1 protein-coding gene is annotated in these 1,944 nt (G+C 60.0%); it reads right to left on the bottom strand.

Annotated elements, in window-relative coordinates; all coding sequences use genetic code 11:
- A partial coding sequence (locus FOY56_RS23310; protein WP_186766461.1) for a beta strand repeat-containing protein occupies positions 1-1,944 on the bottom strand: 1,944 nt, incomplete at both ends.

The following is a 1,944-nucleotide window of genomic DNA, read 5'->3' as shown; positions in this document are numbered from 1 at the left end:
GCCTCGCGCAGCGAGGTTTGGTAGTCATAAGCGTCAACGACGTCGGACGTTGTTGTGACGATCAGGCTGGCGGTTTCCTGCAGTTCCAAGGCGCCAAGGTCGCTGATGTTCGCGCCATTGTTGGACACCGGGGCATCTCCGCGTCCGGCCCCTGATGCATCAGCAGCCGGCGCCGCGCCGTCATCGCCTGCATCCAGCGCCGGGTTGGTCAAGGTAGAGTTCAGAGCAATGGTCTGAACCGGGCCGCCATTGTCCGCCAGCAACCCGCCTCCAGTGCCATCCAACGCCGCGAACACCGCCGCCGCCGTCTCGGACCCTGCACCGGTGAGCGATGTTGTCGCGTTGAAACTGCCGATGTCGTTTGAGACTTCCTCGGATCCAGCAGCGCCCGCGGAATTCCCCAACACAATGCTGTTGGTCAGCGTCGTGGTGCTTCCTGTTCCAGTGTAGATCCCGCCACCTTTGATAGTCGCCGTATTGCCACTGAGCGTGCTGTTGGTCAGCTCCGCCACGCCGCGGTTTGAAATGGCGCCGCCGACAAAAGTGGAATTGTCGCTGAGCGTGGTATTGGTCAACGTCGCTGTGCCGAAGTTGTTGTAGATCCCGCCGCCGCGATTGTCTGCTGAATTACCGCTGAGTGTGCTGTTGGTCAGCGTCACGGTGCCCGCGTTGTGCACGGCCCCGCCAAAACTGGCGGACCCGCCGCTGATGGTGCTGTTGGTCACATCGACAGTCGCGCCGTAAGAGATGTGCAGACCACCGCCATTTCCAGTGCCTGCTTCGCCGTCTGCGATCGTCAATGCGTGCAGGGCCGATGACCCGGCGGTCGCGTTGATCACCCGCGAGACATCATTGCCCGAGATCGTGATGTCCGCGATATCGTCGCCGTCGATATCACCGTCTATGGTCACATCAGTGGACAACACTAGCTCGGTTCCGCCCAGCGTGATCGTCTGGGCGGACAGGGCCGCATCAAAGGTGATCGTGCTGGCATCCGCATTGGAATTGGCAAAGGCCAGGGCCTCGCGCAGTGAGGTCTCGCCATCCGTCAGATCAACAACATCGGTGGCAATCGTGACATGTAAACCGGGCGCTTCGACGACCAGTTCCACTGCGCCCAGATCGCTGATGTTCGCGCCGTTATTGGCAATCGTCAAAGCGTCAAAACGTATGTTGCCAGTGGCATCGGTCGCGGGCGCCGCACTGTCATCTCCCGCATCCAGCGCAGGGTTCGTCACATCGCTGTTCAGTGCAATCGTCTGAACTGATCCGCCATTATCGGCCAGCAACCCTCCGCCGGTGCCACCATCAATCTGTGCGAATACATCTGCCGCAATTCCAGACGTGAGCGAGGTTGCAGAGCTGATTGCGCCAGAGACTTCCGCGTCTGAGGTCGCGCTGTTGCCCAGAACGATGCTGTTGGTCAGCGCGGCCGTGCCACTGTTGTGAATGCCACCGCCATCACCAGACAGTCCCAATGCACTATTCCCGCTGATCGTGGTATTGGTCAGTGTTGCGGAGCCAAGGTTAGCGATGCCGCCGCCATAGTTCGTTGCCTCATTGCCGCTGAGCGTCGAATTTGTCAGCGTCGTGGTGCCGCCGCTTCGGATGTAAATTCCACCGCCATGAATGGTCGCCGTATTGCCGCTGATCGTGCTGTCAATCAGTGTCGCCGTGCCACCAGGCCGAACAAAAATCCCACCGCCGAAATACGCGGTACTGTCGCGGATTGTGCTGTTGGTCAAGGTCACCGCAGCGCCATTATAGACGTAAACGCCACCGCCAGTGAACCCGCCGCCGTCAGCGACGGTCAGCGCATGCAAAGTCGACGTTCCATTCTCCACGCTGAACACCTGCGAAGCATTGCCGCCAGAGACCGTGATGTCAGCGACATCATCGCCATCGACATCACCATCGATGGTCACATCCGAGGTCAGCAACAAG

Source organism: Falsiphaeobacter marinintestinus (genome assembly GCF_007923355.1).
GTDB classification, from domain to species: Bacteria; Pseudomonadota; Alphaproteobacteria; order Rhodobacterales; family Rhodobacteraceae; genus Phaeobacter_A; species Phaeobacter_A marinintestinus.
The sequence above is the reverse complement of the archived record's forward strand: the minus strand, read 5'-3'. Positions and strand labels throughout refer to the sequence as shown.